Here is a 16435-nt window from a genome sequence, read left to right as displayed (position 1 = left end):
ATGGCTCGTGTAAAGCGTGGCGTCATTGCCCGTAAACGTCACAAAAAAATTCTGAAACTTGCTAAAGGCTACTACGGCGCGCGTTCACGCGTATTCCGTGTCGCCAAGCAAGCGGTAATCAAGGCAGGCCAATACGCCTACCGTGACCGTCGTCAGAAAAAACGTCAGTTCCGCGCTCTGTGGATCGCTCGTATCAACGCTGGTGCTCGTGTTAACGGTCTGTCCTACAGCCGTTTCATCGCTGGCCTGAAAAAAGCGTCCATCGAGATCGACCGTAAGGTTCTGGCTGATCTGGCAGTGAACGAAAAAGCGGCGTTTGCTGCGATTGTCGAGAAAGCTAAAGCCACCTTGGCTTAAGTACCCCCGACAGTCACCCTGGGCTACTCCTGTGGCCCAAGGTGTTAAACGTCATAAATAGGGGAAGAGCCTTCAAGCTCTTCCCCTATTTTGTATCTGGAGTCTGTACATGGAAAACCTGGACGCGCTCGTCGCTCAAGCTCTTGAGGCTGTGCAAAGCGCTGAAGATATCAATGCCCTGGAGCAAATCCGGGTTCACTACCTTGGCAAAAAGGGTGAATTGACTCAGGTGATGAAGACCCTGGGGAATTTGCCGGCTGAAGAGCGTCCGCAAGTCGGTGCGCTGATCAACGTCGCCAAGGAGCGTGTCACAGAGGTTCTCAATGCGCGCAAGGCGTCGCTCGAGGAGGCCGAACTTTCGGCCAAGCTCGCCGCCGAGTCCATTGACGTAACCTTGCCTGGCCGTGGCCAGGCCTCGGGCGGTCTGCATCCGATCACCCGGACTCTGGAACGTATCGAGCAGTTCTTCACCCATATCGGCTACGGCATCGCCGAAGGTCCTGAGGTCGAAGACGACTATCACAACTTCGAGGCGCTCAACATCCCAGGCCATCACCCGGCCCGGTCGATGCACGACACCTTCTATTTCAACGCGAACATGTTGTTGCGCACCCATACCTCGCCGGTACAGGTCCGCACCATGGAAGCGAACAAGCCGCCGATCCGCATCGTCTGCCCAGGCCGTGTGTACCGCAGCGACTCCGATATTACCCACTCGCCGATGTTCCACCAGGTCGAAGGCCTGCTGGTCGATCGCGATATCAATTTCGCCGACCTCAAAGGCACCATCGAAGAGTTCCTGCGGGTGTTCTTCGAGAAAGAGCTGGCGGTGCGTTTCCGTCCATCGTTCTTCCCGTTCACCGAGCCTTCCGCCGAAGTCGACATGGAATGCGTGATGTGCAGCGGTAAAGGCTGCCGCGTCTGCAAGCAGACCGGCTGGCTGGAAGTGATGGGCTGCGGCATGGTTCACCCCAACGTGCTGCGCATGTCCGGGATCGACCCGGAAGAGTTCTCGGGCTTTGCCTTCGGCATGGGCGTTGAGCGTCTGGCCATGCTGCGTTACGGCGTGAACGACTTGCGTCTGTTCTTCGACAACGACTTGCGGTTCCTCGCGCAATTTCGCTAGTCGTAACGAATCTTTAGGAGAGCAGGATGAAATTCAGTGAACAATGGCTGCGCGGCTGGGTAAGCCCGCAGGTAAGCCGCGACGAGCTGGTTGCTCGTCTGTCGATGGCCGGTCTTGAGGTCGATAGCGTTACTCCGGCCGCCGGCGTATTCAGCGGTGTGGTCGTGGGTGAGGTGCTGAGCACCGAGCAGCACCCCGATGCCGACAAATTGCGTGTGTGTCAGGTCAGCAATGGCGCGCAGACGTTCCAGGTCGTGTGCGGAGCGCCTAATGTGCGCCCGGGCCTGAAGATCCCGTTCGCCATGATCGGCGCCGAACTGCCGGGCGACTTCAAGATCAAGAAAGCCAAGCTGCGTGGCGTTGAGTCCAACGGCATGCTGTGCTCCCAGGCGGAACTGCAGGTGGGCGAGGGCAATGATGGCCTGATGGAGCTGCCGGCCGACGCGCCCGTGGGCCAGGACATTCGTGTCTACCTGGAACTGGAAGACGCCAGCATCGAGGTCGACCTGACCCCGAACCGTGGCGACTGCCTGTCCCTGGCGGGTCTGGCACGTGAAGTAGGCGCGCTGTACGACGCGCCCGTCACCCGGCCGGTGGTTGCCGCAGTTGCTGCGGTGCATGATGAAGTGCGCTCGATCGAAGTACTGGCACCCAACGCGTGCCCGCGTTACCTGGGGCGTGTGATCCGCAACGTCGACCTGTCCAAGCCAACGCCGCTGTGGATGGTTGAGCGCCTGCGGCGCGCCGACGTGCGCAGCATCGACGCCGCCGTCGATATCACCAACTATGTGATGATTGAACTCGGCCAGCCGTTGCACGCGTTCGATCTCGCCGAAATCAATGGCGGCATCCGTGTGCGGATGGCGGAAGAAGGCGAGAAGCTGGTTCTGCTCGACGGCCAGGAAGTCAGCCTGCGTGCCGACACCCTGGTGATCGCCGACCATTCCCGCGCCCTGGCGATTGCCGGCGTGATGGGTGGCGAACACAGCGGTGTGTCCGCGACCACGCGTGACATCTTTCTTGAGAGCGCATTCTTCGACCAGATCGCCATCGCCGGCAAGGCTCGTTCCTACGGCCTGCACACCGATGCGTCGCACCGCTACGAGCGTGGCGTGGACTGGAAACTGGCGCGTGAAGCCATGGAGCGCGCCACTGGCCTGCTGCTGGAAATCACCGGTGGCGAAGCGGGCCCGATCACTGAAACCGTCAGCGAACAATACCTGCCGTCGATTGCACCGATCACCCTGCGCGCCAAAAGCGTTGAGCAAATGCTTGGCCTGGTGATCGAACCAGCGGAAATCGAGCGTCTGCTTTCGGCCCTCGGCCTGGGCATTGCCGCCGGTGAAGCCGGGCAATGGCACGTTGAGGTGCCAAGCCATCGCTTCGATATCAGCCTCGAAGTCGACCTGATCGAAGAACTGGCCCGTCTCTACGGCTACAACCGTCTGCCGGTTCGCTACCCGCAAGCGCGCCTGGCGCCGCAACCCAAGGCCGAAGCGCGCGCGCACCTGCCGGAGCTGCGCCGTCTGCTGGTTGCCCGTGGCTATCAGGAAGCGGTGACCTACAGCTTCATCGATCCTAAGCAGTTCGAACTGTTCAACCCAGGCGTCGAGCCGCTGTTGTTGGCCAACCCGATCTCCAACGACATGGCCGCCATGCGTTCGTCGTTGTGGCCAGGCCTGGTGAAAGCACTTTCCCACAACTTGAACCGCCAGCAAGACCGCGTGCGTATGTTCGAAAGCGGCCTGCGTTTCGTCGGCCAGCTGGATGGCTTGAAGCAAGAGCCGATGCTTGCCGGTGTTGTTTGCGGTAGCCGCTTGCCGGAAGGCTGGGCCCAAGGCCGTGATGCAGTGGACTTCTTCGACGTTAAAGCGGACGTGGAAGCCGTATTGGGGTTTGCCGGAGCACTGAACGACTTCTCGTTCGTGCCAGGCAGCCACCCAGCGTTGCACCCGGGCCAGACGGCGCGCATCGAGCGCGAAGGTCGACTGGTGGGTTTCGTCGGTGCCCTTCACCCGGAACTGTCGAAAACCCTCGGTCTCGACCGTCCGGTCTTCGTTTTCGAACTGGTCCTGGCCGAAGTCGCTTTGGGCAAGATGCCGAAATTCAGCGAGCTGTCGCGCTTCCCGGAAGTGCGTCGCGACCTGGCGCTGATCGCCGATCGTGAAGTGTCCGCCACGGCCGTTCTGGATGTCATCCGTGAAAATGCAGGCGAATGGCTGACGGACCTCAGGCTATTTGACGTCTATCAGGGTAAAGGCATTGATCCGCATAGAAAAAGCCTTGCAGTTGGCTTGACCTGGCAGCATCCATCGCGCACTCTTAATGACGATGAGGTGAATACCACGACACAAAATATCCTCACCTCGCTCGAACAAAGGTTGAACGCCACGTTAAGGAAGTGACGTATGGGGGCTTTGACGAAAGCTGAGATGGCGGAACGTCTGTACGAAGAGTTGGGTCTGAACAAACGCGAGGCCAAGGAATTGGTCGAGTTGTTCTTTGAAGAAATCAGACACGCTCTGGAAGACAACGAACAGGTCAAATTGTCCGGTTTCGGCAATTTTGACCTGCGAGACAAACGCCAGCGGCCTGGCCGCAATCCAAAAACGGGAGAAGAAATCCCGATCACGGCTCGCCGTGTGGTCACCTTTCGTCCAGGGCAGAAGTTGAAGGCCCGAGTTGAGGCTTATGCTGGAACCAAGTCATAACGACGAGCTACCCGTCATCCCAGGCAAACGCTACTTCACCATCGGTGAAGTCAGCGAGCTCTGTGCGGTAAAACCGCATGTGCTGCGCTATTGGGAGCAGGAGTTTCCTCAACTCAACCCCGTCAAACGCACCGGGAACCGTCGGTATTATCAGCGCCAGGATGTGCTGATGATCCGACAGATCCGTGCATTGCTGTACGACCAGGGGTTCACCATCAGCGGCGCGCGCCAGCGCATGTCCGGTGATGAAGCCAAAGACGACACCACCCAATACAAGCAACTGATCCGCCAAATGATCTCCGAACTCGAAGATGTGCTGGTGGTTCTGAAAAAATGATTCAGGCTTTTAAAATACTTCCACATTTCAAAAGCTTGCGGTATATTCCTGATCGCTTCATTGCGAAGCGAACCCAGTAACACGCCTAGTCGGGGCGTAGCGCAGTCCGGTAGCGCACTAGCATGGGGTGCTAGGGGTCGAGTGTTCGAATCACTCCGTCCCGACCATATTTTTCAATGACTTAGCCCAATCTGAAAAGATTGGGCTTTTTCATGTCTCAAAAATACTCCCACATTTACTCCCACGGATTGTTTGGGTCTCGGTAAATATGCCGCTTGAGCGGCGTTCGACTCTCGTGCCCTTGGGCAGTGGTATTAGTGCAAGAGTTTGAAGGTGCGAAGTCGCTTGTTAAAGTGAAGCGAGCTACTAGCGATGGCTATAGGCAGTGCGGAGCTCACTGTTGCTAGTGAAATGGTCCGGGAATCGCTCAGGCTCCGGTACAGTCGTCGGATATACATGGTGTCATCGGGAGAGGTGCGTGTTGATGGGGGTTATGAAGTTCCTGATGATGAAAGCACCAATTATGCCCTATGCCCTCCCATCGGGCCGGTGCGCGATTTCGGCGGTTTGGTCATAGGTGGGGTCGTCAGCCTGCTGGGGAGGCAGCGTGATGGACTGAATGAAGAGTTCGGAAAGATAGCCGATGGTCTGTCTTATTTCTGAAAGCGGTAGAGGTTTGCTCACCGGATCCGCATTGAGGTCTGCATGTCTGGCTGTAGGGCCTGAGGAAATGTTGTTGCAGGTTTGTTTTAGACGAGAAAGTTTGTTGTTGGATATGGCCCGGGGCAACTCTGGGGCGACTGACTGAATGAGTTCGTAAATTTTATACAACCCTTCGTAGGACTCTGCATTTGGTTGTCCCCAGTAATCCAGCAAGGTGGCCAATATCGAGAGCTTGACCGCACTGATCCTGGAGAAATCAATCGATGCGGGCTCCGTCGGACCAAATCCGCTGAGCTTGGTGACTTTAAGGGCCACTCGCAGTGGAATGGCCAGAGACCTGTTGTTTTGCGCGTCGTATTCGACGTGGTGAGTCATTTCGATCAGGCCGGGATGTCCGGCGCTGACAGCAATACCGTTCATTCTGACAATTGCCTGAATGGCCATATCGAGTTGCTTTTCGAAATCCTCTTCGTGTTGTTCGTCGGGTAAGAATACCTCCCACTCGAGGTGCTCAGTCGACAGGCTCAATGACCACCAAGGCGTGATCTGAGGCAGGCACTCTAAGGAGGAGCGTGGCCCTTTGACGAGAAACGCCCAATTGCATATCTTCATGCGACACATACCTACTTGAGCTTAAGAGCTCACATGAAAAGGTTAAGAGTTTTTGACGTTGGGCTAATTTACCAGCGAATACCCGTATCGGGGCATAGGCTGGAGATGTCTACGATGCTGGGGGCAGTCCATTGAGCTCGCAAGGTGTCTAGAGAGTCCGAGGCGATTCAGTCCAGTTGTCGTATCTGGGGCGGGCCGACAGTCAGCTCACACTCAATGGTCATCGGATCGAGTTTGACGAAATCAACCTGCGTCTCGCGGCTTTGCTGGGGCCGGTGGAGGTGTTCACGGTCATTGCCCATCCGCCGGGTGCTGTTGCGCACCATCAGGGAGTGATTCAGTGCCTATCGGGCCGGTTGTTTAAGGACGCGTCATGACTCAACGGTTACTTCAACTTGATCAAGTGTCGTACAACCTGCCCGACGGGCGCGTTCTGTTCGATCAATTGACCCACACCTTCAGTACCAGGGCCACGGGCATCGTGGGCGCCAATGGCTGTGGCAAGTCGTTGCTTGGCCGACTCCTGACGGGGGAGCAACTGCCCACCAGCGGCATCGTTCGTCGCGAAGGGCAGGTTTACGCCGTGGCGCAGTTACTGGAGCCCGAGCGTTATCCTAGCGTTGCTGCACTGGCCGGTGTTGACCATATTCTGGCAACGCTGGATCGCATTGCCTTGGGCAGCGTTGACGATGAAGACCATTCGCTAGCGGTTGACCAATGGGATTGCGCCACACGCCTTCAGGCGGAGCTGGAGAAGATCGGTCTGGGCCGTTTGAATGCAGACTCCCGTACCGACGCCCTCAGTGGAGGCGAGCGGCAGCGTGTGGCTCTGCTTGGGGCGTGGTTGTCTCGGGCCGACTGGCTCATTCTGGATGAACCCAGCAACCACCTAGATATCGATCAGCAACACAAGCTTGCGCAGCAGATTGATCGCTGGCCCAACGGCCTGGTGTTGATCAGCCACGACCGCGGACTTCTGGAGCACGTGAACGAAATTGTCGAGCTTTCGCCCATGGGGCTGTCGGTTTATGGCGGTAACTACAGTCAGTATGCTGCGGCACGCGAGCAGGAGCAGCAGTCGTTCCAGTCGGCATTGCAGGGGGAGCGGGCGCAGGCCAAGCGTGAGCAACGTGAGATGGTTGTGCAGATGGAGCGTCAGCAACGGCGCAATGCCCGCGGCGACCGCCAGGCCCGTGACGGCAATCAGACCAAGCTGATCACCAACGCCCAGAAAGAGCGAAGTGAAAACAGTCAGGGAAAATTGCGCCTCAATCAACTGGTAGCCCGGGAACAGCAGCAACAACGGATTGCTGAGGCCCGTGCGCGGTGCGCGCCGGACGTTCAACGAATGATGTTGTCCCCGGAAAGCGTAGTGCCCAATGGCAAGTTGATTGTGCAACTCAACGACGTGATTCTCCCGTTCGGTTACGCGGCACCGATCAATCTGACGCTGACCGGGCCTATGCGCATGGCGATCTTGGGCGCCAACGGCAGCGGCAAATCGACCTTGTTGCGAGTGATCGCCGGCCAACTGCCGGTACACGAAGGCGAAGTCATCCGCAGTTGCCATGTTGGCTGGCTGGATCAACACGCCGGATTGCAGTACCCCGAACGCACGGCAGTGCAATGGCTCTACGGGAGTAATCCGGAGTTGCCCGAGGCCGAGGCGCGGACCCGCCTGGCTCAAATGGGAATTGATGCGAATCGTGCGATGCTCAAGACCTGCCAGCTAAGCGGTGGCGAACGGCTGAAAATAGCCTTGGCTACGCAGCTGTATGCACAACGCCCTCCGCAATTGCTGTTGCTGGACGAGCCGGATAACCATCTGGATCTGCCCAGCAGAATCGCGCTGGAGCAGATGCTGATTCAGTACCAAGGGGCATTGATCGTGGTGTCCCACGACGAAGTTTTCTTACAGGGTATTCGTCTGGACAGCGAATTTCATCTCAAAAGCTAGGGATGCTCCGATCAACTTGCCGCGTTGCGGCGGCAAGTCGTAACTTTCCCGACACTCATCGCTATCAGCCGAAACGGCCCGATATATATCGTGTTTTGCGGGCGCTTTCGCCCATACCCATCAGTCTTTTTCGAGCCTTCCACAGGTTTGACAGAGCGAACAGCGTAGTCAACTGAGCTGTGTTTTTCACCAGACCGCGAAAGCGCACTTTCACGTCACCAAATTGCCGCTTTATCACCCGAAATGGATGCTCAAGCTTGGCTCGTGTCTGAGCTTTGCAGTACTCAATCTTGCGCTTGGCTTTGTAAAGCACACTGCGTTTATTCAACTTGGAATAGGTGCTGCGGCGCGCCGCGATTTGCCAGATCACCTCACGACTTTCATGTTCTTCACGCTTCTCGATACCGGTGTATCCAGCGTCCGCGTACACCGCATTTTCTTCGCCATGCAACAGCTCGGCCACCGTGTAAGCAGCCAGATCCCATCGGAAGTTGTATTTGGCCTTTGGATCATCGGCGAGTCAGTTTACTGGGCGCGTGGCGATTCCTCGCCCGTCGTTCACCAGTCGGCTGATAGGTGAGTTGTGGACATCAGATGAGCGGGGCCAGGCAAGTCAAAAGTTATGAGGAGGAGGGGCCGACAATGAGGCGTCTCGATCAATTCCTCGTCCTCGAATCAAGCGGGAGCGCGCACCGAGCCTGGGTACCTCTTGCGCAAGACGCAACGCGACGTTGCGTCCTGACCATATTCTCTCAAGATGCAGTGCCGCCTATGTTGTTGACCTGGAAAACATCAATGCGCGTGACCTTTTCTGAAGAGTCACCGCTGTCGAACCTCAGGAGTCTATGGCATGGGCGTTTCTACAAGAGATACAGCAGCGACGATACAAAAAGCGTCGATGACAAAGGGGCTCGTGCTTCTGTTTGCTTTTTGTTGTGGTGCCATCGTGGCCAACATCTATTACGCCCAACCGATTATCAGCTTGATCGCCCCGGATATTGGCATGTCGAGTGGAAGCGCGAGTTTCATCGTTTCGCTGACTCAGATTGGTTATGCGCTCGGATTGTTTTTCCTGGTGCCCTTGGCGGATCTGGTAGAAAACCGTCGGCTGATGATCGCGACAATTGTGATTACGATCTTCAGCCTGGTAGCCGCCGGTTTGTCCAAGCAGCCGAGTGTATTTCTAGTGGTGTCGGCACTCATCGGTTTCAGCTCAGTCTCCGTGCAGATGCTTATCCCGTTGGCGGCACATCTGACACCGGAAGAATCTCGCGGTCGGGTAGTTGGCGGGATTATGGGTGGCTTGCTGCTAGGGATTCTGCTTGCGCGGCCGCTGTCGAGTCTGGTTGCCGATCATTTGGGCTGGCGGGCAGTGTTTATCGGGGCCGCCGCCTTGATGCTCGTTATCTCCATCGTGATTGGCATGACCATGCCTAAATGGCAACCGACCCATCGCGCGTCGTATGGTCAATTGCTGATGTCCCTGGGACAACTGTTTTGTCGCGAGCCCGTACTGCGTCAGCGCGCGCTTTATCAAGGGCTGATGTTTGCGGCGTTCAGTTTGTTCTGGACCGCTGTGCCGTTGATATTGAGTCGTGAGTTCGGCCTCACGCAAAGTCAGATTGCGATTTTCTCTCTGGTCGGCGCCATCGGTGCAATTGCCGCACCTATCAGTGGTCGACTCGCTGATGCAGGACATACTCGACGAGCGTCGCAGTTGGCCATGGTGCTGGGGGTATTGAGTTTCCTACCGGCCTTCATCAATCCCTTTTACGGTGTGATTGGGTTAGCGGTCACCGGTGTAGCGCTGGATTTTGCAGTACAAATGAACATGGTGTTGGGTCAGCGAGCCGTCTACGCCTTGGGCATTGCTAACAGAGGCCGTCTGAATGCGTTGTACATGATCAGTATCTTTATCGGTGGTGCAATCGGTTCTTCGGTGGCCAGTTCGCTTTATGAACATGCCGGCTGGCTGGCGATTGCTGCGGTGGGAAGCGGATTGTCACTGGTCGCTTTGGTCGTCTTCTCGGTGGTTTCTCGTCGGACCCGAACTGGCGCAATGCTCAAGATGAACAACGGGTGAGTCAAGGAGTGTCATGGACAAGCTGCTCGCATTGAAGATGTTCGTCCAGGCTGTGGATTCGAAGGGCTTTTCTTCTGCCGCTCGACAGTTAGGCCTGGCGACGTCTTCTGTGACTCGGATGATCGATGGGCTTGAGGCGGAACTAGGCGCTGTCCTGCTTAATCGATCCACGCGTCAAATCTCATTATCAGATGCCGGGGCCGCCTACTACTTGAAAGCGCGGGAGGTGCTGAATGCTGTCGCCGAGGCGGATGCCTCGGTCACTGACCGCGGAGAACTCCCTGCGGGTCATCTTCGTATTTCCGTGCCTGTAGCGCTGGGGCGCCGTCTGATTGCGCCGCATATTGCCTCGCTGTTGAAGCGATACCCTCAACTTGTGTTGGACATGACGCTCTCCGATGACATCGTCGAATTACTGGGGGAACGCGTCGATCTGGCGATCCGATTGGGATCGGCAGCAGCCATGGATGGTGTCGTCAGTCGTCCCGTCGGTCATTTCAGACGCCGGGTTGTGGCCAGTGCCGAGTACCTGAATGCATATGGTTTTCCTGAACATCCCATGGACCTCATGCAACACGAGTGTCTGCGTTTTAGTTACGGCCCAAAGCAGCAGGTGTGGACTTTCTTAAAGGAAGGTGAGGAGACTCGGGTACCGATTGAGGGGCGCTTCAAAAGCAACAATGCGGAAGTTTTACGTGAGGTTGCGCTGGCGGGTGGCGGGGTGGCTCTGTTACCTGACTGGCTCGTCAACGACGATATTGGCAGCGGTGATTTGACGTCATTGTTCGAGTCCTTTGTTATCAATCCGAACGATGCCAGTTCGGCCATTTCTGCGTTGTATCTTCCCAATCATCGTGGCTCCAAACGCGTCAATGCGTTTATCGATTTCATCAGCGAATTGCTCGGGCCTGAAGGCTTGGCCGAGCGCTGATCGCCTCGTTGCTGTTTTCGCATGTTTGATCCACGACGTAACGAACCCCTTTCGCCATGTGGCACGGCAGATCCCGGAGATTTGAATGAGCACTGCGACATTGCATTACGTCTACGACCCGTTCTGTGGCTGGTGCTATGGGGCGGCGCCGATGATCACGGCGGCCACCGCTATTCCTGGCCTGGAAATTCAGGCCCATGGCGTGGGCATGCTCTCGGGGGACAAAAGCAAGTTGATGTCGGGTGAGTGGCGCGATTTTGTTCGTCCTCACGAAGCCCGGATTACGGCATTCAGCAAACAAACCTTCGCGGACGCCTATGTTCAAGGCGTACTGGAACATGAAAATGTCCAGTTGGACTCTTCACCACCGATTGCAGCGATGTTGACCGCTCAACAGCTGTCCGGACGTGGCATCGAAATGCTCAAACGCCTGCAAATTGCCTACTACCAAGAAGGTCAGGCCATTGCTGACCGAGGGGTAATCGCCGGCATTGCCAATGAGCTTGGGTTTGAACCCGAATCGTTTATGGCAACTTTTGATTTGATCACTGCAGACTCATTGCAAGACCACATCGAGCACAGCAACGAGATGCTTGAAACTCTGAATGCGCGCGGCTTTCCGGCATTTGCGCTGGAGATCGACGGCCAAATGGAAGTGTTGGCCATGGGGCATTATTTAAGCCGACCTGCGTTGTTCAAGAAGGATATTGAAAGTCGTCTGGCCAAATAGGTGTGGTTCATAGCCAGTGCATTCTTTTGTTTTGTATGATGCCTTAATGAAGCTCCAGCGAGGCGTTATGCAAGACTCAAAAGATAGAGACGAGAACGAGTCGGGAAAATCAGCGAAATCAACAGACCCCGTCAAATCGACGACTCGACGCCTTTCGCCTGAGGTCAGGGAAAAGCAAATCGTGCAGAAAGCTATCGAGCATTTTGCGACGTGCGGATTCTCGGGCAGTACCCGTGAGCTGGCGCGACAACTGGATATTACCCAACCGTTACTCTATCGATATTTCCCCAGCAAAGAGGCACTGATAGACCGCGTGTACGACGAGGTATATCAGTGGGATTCCTCGTGGGAGGCGATGATCAAGGATCGCTCCGAACCCCTTCAGTCTCGCCTGGTTCATTTCTACACCTCATACGCTCGTGTGATTCTGCGGCGAGAGTGGATTCGTATCTTCGTATTCGCCGGGCTGACACGTGAAGGTATCAATGATCGGTATCTGGCTAAATTGCGTGAGCGGGTCTTCATCCCTGTCATTGCAGAAATCCGTCAGACTCATGGATTGGCGCCATCCTCAGGTGACACGATCAATGAAAAAGAGCTCGAGCTGATCTGGAGTCTGCATGCCAGTATTTTCTATATCGGTGTTCGCAAATGGATTTACGATCTTCCAGTGACTGAAGACATAGATGCGCTGATCGAGCAAATGGTCGATGCGTTCCTTAACGGCAGTCCCCACGTGCTGCAGCAAGTCGATAACGATTTGGGTAAGAAGCCTCGCTTGAATTGATCGTTAACTAGTTGCTGCATGAGCTCCAGGCGCTCAAGAGCGTGCGCCTGGCTACCGATTCAGACGTTTCGCCGGAATCGGGTGGCTTACTTTTGGCTGAAGGGCATAACGTCGACACCGCCCGGATCGGTCATGACCAGGGCATCCTGCCAGCCACGTCGTGCCAGGGGCAGATCGAGCAAGCGCTTGCCGGTGGCATCGTTGATGGCATTGCCCAGTGCTGCGGCCATGGGGCCCTGGACGATTTCTGCGGCACCCAGAAATGGCTGATCCGGCTGATCAATCATATGGACCTCGACCTGTTGCGGTAAATCCGGAAAACGCATGATCGGATAGCCGCTCCAGTCGAAGCTGTGCATGCCGCTGGCGTCATAGAGGATTCGTTCATAGAGCGTCCAACTCGCAGACTGCACGATGCCCCCCTGGATCTGATTGAGCAGCCCGTCGGGGCTGACAATTTGCCCCACGTCGACGGCGGCGACTACGCGATCGATCATCACTTGCCCGGTCTGGCGCTGCACATGCAACTGCACGGCGATCGCGCAGTAACCCATGATGTTTTTGTAGCGGGCAAAGGCGAAGCCGATTCCGCTGCCGGGTCCCGTTGCTTTGTGCGGCCAGCGGAACTCAGCGGCCACGCGCTCCACCACCGCCCGTGCTCGCGGATCGCTCAAGTGATTCAGGCGAAATTGCACCGGGTCGATGGTGGCCCTAGCCGCCAGTTCATCGACGGTGCTCTCGATGGCGAACACGTTGATATGGGCACCGAGCGAACGCATGGCCGAGGTCCTGAATGGCATGGTCAGCACAAAGTTCATGTCGACCTTCAGGTTGGGTATCTCATACAACGGAACGGCATTACGGTCGCCGTCACCTTCGGGCTGAGCAATCGGGACTGAAGGGGCGGGGGTGAAGGGGTTGGCCAACAGCCACGCCGGCAACAGGCGCCCGGCATTGACGATACGTTCGTTGTGCGGGGTGCTCCAGAGCTCGTATTTCCAGTCACGAAGACGCCCACTGTCGTCCAGTCCCGCTTCCACCTCGGCAAGCATGGCCGAGCTGTACGGCTCCCAGAGGTTTTCCTGTTCGCGCATCCATTGCACCCGTATCGGCTTGCCGGGAATGGCCATGGCAATCAGCGCGGCATCGGCGGCGGCGTCATCGGCGCCATTGTGGCCATAGCAACCGGAACCTTCAGCGTGGATGCAACGCACCTGAGCCACTGGCAGGCCGACCATCTCGGCGATACCCGCGCGCAGAGGGTAGACACCTTGGGTATGGGTCCAGACGGTCAGTGTTCCATCCTTGAACCAGGCCACTGCGCAGGAGGGCCCGATGGAACCGTGCATCAGGTATTGCTTGGTCACCCGGGCCTTGTAAGCACGCGGCAGCGGTTGCGGGAGGTCACCCTTGGCGCTCACCGGATAGCGCCGCGCCGGTAATTCGGTGAGGAGTTGATGGATGTGTGTCGAGTCAGGCAGCGGGTTACCTTCTGTCCAGCGGGCCTTGGCGTAGCCTTCGCGCATCGCTTTGACCGCCAGCCATTCATCGGTGGCGACCACGGCGAGGTAGCTGCCATTGCGGACCAGTTTCACCTCGCCGGGAAGTTGCCTGAGGGCGGCCTCGTCGATCTCCAGAAGCTGACTGCCGCGCCGGGGCGGGCGTATCACCCGGGCGTGCAGCATATCGGGCAGCCGCATGTCCTGCACATAGGCCGCACCGCCGCTGACTTTGGCCGGGATGTCCAGCCGAGGCAACGATTTGCCGATCAGGGTGAAAGTGCCAGCGGGCTTGAAGGGCGAGTTGGCCGACGCAAAGCGATGCAGTTGAACCCCCACCACTGCCTGTGCGTAGGTCATGCTGCGGCCTTGTGTATCGTAGATCACCGCATCCCGCGTGGTCAGGCTGTCGATGCTGCGCTGCCATTGCCGTGCTGCGGACTCGAGTAACAACTGCCGCACCTGGGCCGCGGCGTTGAACAGTGCAGTGCCGCTGTCGACGATCGTATGGCTGCCGGCGGTGTAACCTTCATTGGGTGTCAGTGCGGTGTCGGCAGTGAGAAAACGGATGAGCCCAGGTGACACTTCAAGGCGTTCGGCGGCGATCTGCAGGAGCGCAGTTTTAACCCCCGTGCCCAGCTCCACTTTGCCGGTGTAGACGGTGATGCCATCTTTCGCATCGATGCGGATCCAGGCGTCCAGATAGGGCGTAGCCCGCAGGCTGCCGGGCAGATCAGGCGCCAGGATTGTCGTACCCAAGGTGTCCACCTCGGTGTCAGCGAAGGCCCGGGGAATACCTGGAAGCATTGCGAACCCCATCACCAAAGCCCCGTTTATCACGAAGGCGCGGCGGCTCAGATTGACGTTTTGCGTGGGGGTTTTCATACCTTGCCTCCCTGCGCGACAACCGACTTGATCGCGGCGAAGATCCGCACGTGGGTGCCGCAGCGGCATAAATTCGGTGCCATGTGGCGGCGGATCGTTTCATCGTCCGGATGAGGGTTGGCCTCCAGCAGCGCCTGCGCCCTCACGATCATTCCCGCGATGCAATAACCACACTGGGCGGCCTGTTCATCGATAAAGGCTTTTTGCAACGGCCCCGGTTGGTCGACGCTGCCCAGGCTCTCGACGGTGCGTACCGATTTGCCCGCCAGTGCGCCGCACGGCGTCAGGCAGGAAAACACCGGCTTGTCGTTGACTAACACGGTACACGCGCCGCACTGACCCAGGCCGCAGCCGTATTTGGCGCCATTGAGCCCCACCTGGTTGCGCAAGGCATATAGCAGGGGCATGTCGTCCGCGATGTCCAGTTCGTGAGTCTTGCCGTTGATGTCAAGTGTGATCACGGTTGCTGCTCCTGAGCCCGAATACTTTTGATTGTCTTGTCGAGATCCGTCCAGGGTCGGTTTGCACAGCTTTCATTGCGCAAGTACTCGGCAAGTGCGGCCACATGGGTGTCGTCCAGGTTGTGGGCGAAGGCAGGCATGTAGTGGCTGGAGGCGGCGCTGGACATCGGGATGCCCTGCAGGATGGTCTGGATCAAATTGCGTGGCGAGTCCGCCCTCACCGCCGAGGTGTTCGCCAGTGCCGGCCGCGATTCAATGACGCGCATCGGCGCCGCGCGGCCATGGCAACTTGCGCAGGCCCCCTCGAACAACGCGGCGCCCCGCAGCGCCGTGGCGCTGGGCTTGACCCCAGAGGTGCAGGGCAGCGATGGGGCATCCGATGAAGTTTTCTTGAGGTCAAGAATGTACTGCGCGATGGCATGCGCGTCTTCCGCCGGCAATTGCGCGATGCTCAGGCTGACCGGCAACATCGGGCCCGCCGCTGCGCCATGTCCTTCGGCGACCTCGCCCGTCAGATAGGCGACCAACTGGGCTTCATTCCAGGGGTGTTGTGCCTCGGTCATTCCGCGCAGGGCGGGAGCTGTCCAGCCGTCGACGACGCCACCGTTGAACAGTTCGCTGCCTTTCTCCCCACCAATCAGATTCAGGGGCGAATGGCACGACGAACAGTGCCCCGCGCCCTCGACCAGATAACGTCCGCGGTTCCATTGTGCTGATCGGTTGGGAAGTGGTTCCAGCGGATCCCCATGCAGGAACAGTAAGTTCCAGAAAGACACCAGCGGACGGAAGTTCATGGGGAAGACCATATGATTTTCCGGTGCGGTGTATTTGATCGGGTCCACACTCATCAGGAAGGCATAGGCGTCGGCAATATCGGCATCGCTCAGCTTCCGGTAATGCACGTAGGGGAAGGCCGGATAGAGAAAGTGGCCGTCACGCGCGATGCCTTCACGCATGGCCCGTTCAAAGGCGTCCAGCGACCACTGACCGATACCGGACTGCGGGTCCGGGGTGATGTTGGTGGTGAAGAGGGTTCCGAAGGGCGTTACCAGCGGCAAACCTCCGGCCATGTAGGCGCCCCCTGGCCGTGTGTGACAGACCGCACAGTCGCCCGCTTCGACCACGCGGCGGCCTCTGTCCAGCGTCTCGCGATCAGCATTCAGGTGTTGGCTGACAGTGGCAATTTCCGGCCTCCACATCATCCAGAACGCAAAGCCTAACCCCGCGACGCCGATTGCCAGAACGGCACCGATGATCGTCTTGCGCTTCATCGCCTTACCTCTCGAGCTGAATTAA

Annotated in this window: 14 protein-coding genes, 1 tRNA gene and 1 pseudogene; 11 read left to right on the top strand and 5 right to left on the bottom strand. The window is 57.6% G+C overall.

The features are described from left to right. From rplT to RGV59_RS25900, 6 genes are all read left to right on the top strand, one after another. Positions 1–357 (top strand): 50S ribosomal protein L20, encoded by a 357-nt coding sequence (gene rplT, locus RGV59_RS25925; RefSeq protein ID WP_002553161.1) that lies wholly within the window; start codon positions 1–3, stop codon positions 355–357. A 109-nt stretch (positions 358–466) separates the two neighbouring features. Continuing rightward, entirely contained in the window at positions 467–1483 is a 1017-nt protein-coding gene (gene pheS, locus RGV59_RS25920) for a phenylalanine--tRNA ligase subunit alpha (RefSeq protein WP_017847666.1), read from the top strand. 26 nt (positions 1484–1509) lie between these two features. Beyond that, on the top strand, positions 1510–3888 hold the full coding sequence (gene pheT, locus RGV59_RS25915) for a phenylalanine--tRNA ligase subunit beta (RefSeq protein WP_102618316.1): 2379 nt from the start codon (positions 1510–1512) through the stop codon (positions 3886–3888). 3 nt (positions 3889–3891) lie between these two features. After that, a complete protein-coding gene (ihfA, locus tag RGV59_RS25910; protein WP_002553164.1) occupies positions 3892–4194 on the top strand; it encodes an integration host factor subunit alpha in 303 nt (100 codons plus the stop codon). After that, positions 4175–4531, top strand: coding sequence for a MerR family transcriptional regulator (locus RGV59_RS25905; RefSeq protein WP_003174972.1), 357 nt, complete (start codon positions 4175–4177; stop codon positions 4529–4531). The genes ihfA and RGV59_RS25905 overlap by 20 nt, the downstream gene beginning before the upstream one ends. 90 nt (positions 4532–4621) lie before the next feature. Next, positions 4622–4698: transfer RNA gene (locus RGV59_RS25900), tRNA-Pro, on the top strand. A 361-nt stretch (positions 4699–5059) separates the two neighbouring features. On the opposite strand, the gene RGV59_RS25895 is transcribed toward RGV59_RS25900, so the two are convergent. Continuing rightward, positions 5060–5722 (bottom strand): hypothetical protein, encoded by a 663-nt coding sequence (locus tag RGV59_RS25895; RefSeq protein WP_126586341.1) that lies wholly within the window; start codon positions 5720–5722, stop codon positions 5060–5062. Between the two features lie 457 nt (positions 5723–6179). On the opposite strand from RGV59_RS25895, the gene RGV59_RS25890 reads away from it, so the two are divergent. Then, a complete protein-coding gene (locus RGV59_RS25890) occupies positions 6180–7763 on the top strand; it encodes an ABC-F family ATP-binding cassette domain-containing protein (RefSeq protein WP_126586339.1) in 1584 nt (527 codons plus the stop codon). 64 nt (positions 7764–7827) lie between these two features. Here the strand turns inward: RGV59_RS25890 and RGV59_RS25885 are convergent. After that, positions 7828–8226 (bottom strand): annotated as a pseudogene (locus tag RGV59_RS25885) (transposase); the annotation flags it as partial. A 387-nt stretch (positions 8227–8613) separates the two neighbouring features. Here RGV59_RS25885 and RGV59_RS25880 point away from each other — a divergent pair. The 4 genes from RGV59_RS25880 (at position 8614) to RGV59_RS25865 (ending at position 12294) form a co-directional block, all read left to right on the top strand. Further along, positions 8614–9846 carry an MFS transporter gene (locus RGV59_RS25880; RefSeq protein WP_104902781.1) on the top strand — a complete coding sequence of 411 codons (1233 nt, stop codon included), beginning with the start codon at positions 8614–8616 and terminating at the stop codon, positions 9844–9846. Positions 9847–9859: 13 nt separating this feature from the next. Then, entirely contained in the window at positions 9860–10777 is a 918-nt protein-coding gene (locus RGV59_RS25875; RefSeq protein WP_126586337.1) for a LysR family transcriptional regulator, read from the top strand. A gap of 85 nt (positions 10778–10862) precedes the next feature. Further along, positions 10863–11507 carry a DsbA family protein gene (locus tag RGV59_RS25870; protein WP_126586335.1) on the top strand — a complete coding sequence of 215 codons (645 nt, stop codon included), beginning with the start codon at positions 10863–10865 and terminating at the stop codon, positions 11505–11507. Positions 11508–11574: 67 nt separating this feature from the next. After that, positions 11575–12294 carry a TetR/AcrR family transcriptional regulator gene (locus RGV59_RS25865; RefSeq protein ID WP_126586333.1) on the top strand — a complete coding sequence of 240 codons (720 nt, stop codon included), beginning with the start codon at positions 11575–11577 and terminating at the stop codon, positions 12292–12294. Between the two features lie 86 nt (positions 12295–12380). Here the strand turns inward: RGV59_RS25865 and RGV59_RS25860 are convergent, their stop codons facing one another. The 3 genes from RGV59_RS25860 to RGV59_RS25850 are packed head-to-tail and all read right to left on the bottom strand — an operon-like array spanning position 12381 to position 16410. Beyond that, entirely contained in the window at positions 12381–14678 is a 2298-nt protein-coding gene (locus tag RGV59_RS25860) for a xanthine dehydrogenase family protein molybdopterin-binding subunit (protein WP_126586331.1), read from the bottom strand. Next, positions 14675–15139: a (2Fe-2S)-binding protein gene (locus RGV59_RS25855; RefSeq protein ID WP_017847599.1), complete on the bottom strand. Its 465-nt coding sequence runs from the start codon at positions 15137–15139 to the stop codon at positions 14675–14677. Before RGV59_RS25855 ends, RGV59_RS25860 begins: the two co-directional genes overlap by 4 nt. After that, on the bottom strand, positions 15136–16410 hold the full coding sequence (locus tag RGV59_RS25850; protein WP_126586329.1) for a c-type cytochrome: 1275 nt from the start codon (positions 16408–16410) through the stop codon (positions 15136–15138). The genes RGV59_RS25855 and RGV59_RS25850 overlap by 4 nt, the downstream gene beginning before the upstream one ends. Positions 16411–16435 lie beyond the last annotated feature (25 nt).

Source organism: Pseudomonas sp. FG1 (genome assembly GCF_034313875.1).
Taxonomy (GTDB): Bacteria; Pseudomonadota; Gammaproteobacteria; order Pseudomonadales; family Pseudomonadaceae; genus Aquipseudomonas; species Aquipseudomonas veronii.
Note: the sequence above shows the minus strand (reverse complement) of the source record. Positions and strands in the feature narration are given on the sequence as shown.